Below are 2,320 nucleotides of genomic sequence, written 5' to 3' on the forward strand. Positions count from 1 at the left end.
GCCGCTATAACTCACTGAATGTGAGTGGTAACGGGGGGCTGGTGGTACACCCCAACGGGGTGACGCTGAGTCAGCAACTGGGCACCTCGGTGGCCGTGGTCCGCGCACCGGGCGCTGCCGGGGTGAGTGTGATGAACGGCGGAGTCCGTACCGACAGTCGCGGTTATGCGGTAGTGCCGTACCTGTCGCCTTACCAAAACAACACGGTGAGCCTGAACCCGTCGACGCTGCCGGAAGATGTCGACCTGCCGCAGAGCAGCACCAATGTCTATCCCACCAAAGGGGCGGTGGTAGCAGCCACGTTTACGCCACGCACCGGCTATCAGGCGCTGATAACCCTGACCCAGGCTGGCATGCCGGTACCCTTCGGCACGCTGGTGACACTGGCCGGGGAAGGAGCGGAGATCAACAGCGGCATCGTGGGTGATGCCGGCCAGGTCTACCTGAGCGGGTTGCCGGAACAGGGAAAATTGCGCGCGGCGTGGGGCCGTGGGACTGCACAGCAGTGCCTAGCCCACTTCAGCCTGAGCAAGGCAGCAGTATCAGCAAATAATCCGGTGCGCATGCTGAATGTGCAATGTGAGGAAGGACAGTGATTAAACAACGATTAATAAAGACCGCATCATGCGGTATCGCCAGCATGGCGTTAATGATGCCCCTTGCGGCCCCCGTTCTGGCGGAAACCATCACCATCGGCAAGGGCACGGGGATCCTATGGGAGGGCATGCCGTTTAACGCGACATTACGTGGCAATCTCGGTAATCCGAAACTTGATCCCCAATTCGGACTCTTGTCAGTCTCCAAGTCAACGACCCGGTGTATGGCCTCAAATGAATTGAAAAGCATTGGTGGCTATTTGGCCTTCCCGCTGACCGGGGTACCTGGAGTCGGATTGATGCCTCGGGCCTCGGGTAGCGCCACTTATACCCTAAGTAACAATTCACAGGGGATGTTGACTGGCACCATTGGGCTGCCGGAAACCGAAGGCTCCTCAACGTCACAAGGGAATATTACCTCACCGCCAGACTATACATGGTGCCTGCCCCCTGCCATGTCGTCGAATGATACATTTTACTCAAGTTCCGGTACTCGTACGGCGACGCTCTCAGGCACCTGGGTACTGGTGGCGGACGGCAGCCAAAAAGCTGGAGAGGGTTCAGTTCCCCCCATGTATTTTGGTAGCTTTTCCGCCACTACCTTAGGGGATAGAAGGACCTCTATACTGCCCACCAATATTTCCCTGCGCATCTCCACGCTGGAATGTAGTGTGAATACCCCGACGGCCATTAACTTCGGATCGGTCATTCGCAATACCCAGGCCAATGCAGAACTGGCGGTGAAGCCCGTGCAACTGGTTGCCACCTGCGGGCAGCCTACTGACCGGATAAATGCCAATATCAATCTGCAGTTCCGCGCCATCAGCGGCCTGTACGACAGTACCGCTTCGAGGCTGGCATTAAACCAGAAGGGAGGCTATATCACCGGGGAAATTGATAACGGGGTGACCGGCAGTGGCGACTGCAATGCCACAACCGGCTTGCGCTTTGATAACTCCCTCATAAAACTGGGCAGTATCACCAGTGCAGAAAGCAGCAAAACCTTGACCAATCAGCTCACCTGGCGACTGTGTTCAGGAGGCAGTAGCGTGCCATTCGGTGCGGTCACTGCCTCTACAGAAATGCTGGTGACGTTTAACTGAGCCGCATTTGGCGCTGCTGACGGTTGGGTGATTATCCAACCGTCCAGCGTGTTGAAGCTGATCTCCACCGACATACCGACAAGCAGGATTTTTTATGCCAACCACGCAAAAACACCTTTAGCGATTTATCCCGAATTCCCGGATGGTTGTGTTTTGCTCACGTTCGCCTTCTTTATAGCTATGGTTTGATAATAAACCGGTTGAAACCACGGAGAGCCGTACCCGGATGAATACCTTTGGTGCGATCGGTATCAACGATATTTCCCATGCAATTTGAAAGGCTACTAGCCCGAGGAGCCCTTATCCCGAGAATTTTTCTGCATTGCTAAAATAGAATATTCTCAATATCTACCATTCTGGCAGAAAACACGAAAAGTCAAAAAAGTTACCTTCCGACGTTTTTAGGCAATATCAACTCGCGTTATACGGTCGTGACGCAGATTTAGTGGTAGTGGTTGATTGTCAGATACGAGCCGATGATCTTATCGTGCATCTCTGAGGTGTACTGGCAATAGCGGACACTGTCATTTGTTCTTTTATTAAGCAGCCATGCAATAATAGTTCTTCTCGAAGTCTGCCGGTGAGAGATTACCCAACCGGGAATGACGACGCTGCCGGTTG

Annotated in this window: 2 protein-coding genes; both read left to right on the top strand. The window is 54.0% G+C overall.

Annotated elements, in window-relative coordinates; genetic code table 11:
• The coding region (locus tag ACMV5H_RS25340) for a fimbria/pilus outer membrane usher protein (protein ID WP_414822777.1) at positions 1-596 on the top strand (596 nt) is incomplete at its 5' end.
• A gap of 53 nt (positions 597-649) precedes the next feature.
• Positions 650-1,699, top strand: a complete 1,050-nt coding sequence (locus ACMV5H_RS25345) for a hypothetical protein (protein ID WP_414822778.1) — start codon at positions 650-652, stop codon at positions 1,697-1,699.
• Positions 1,700-2,320 lie beyond the last annotated feature (621 nt).

Source organism: Serratia sp. N21D137 (genome assembly GCF_047530005.1).
GTDB classification, from domain to species: Bacteria; Pseudomonadota; Gammaproteobacteria; order Enterobacterales; family Enterobacteriaceae; genus Chania; species Chania fonticola_B.

Excerpts from the sequence above, each read along its gene's own strand:
- ACMV5H_RS25345 (WP_414822778.1), top strand. The coding sequence starts at position 650 with ATGATGCCCCTTGCGGCCCCCGTTCTGGCGGAAACCATCACCATCGGC.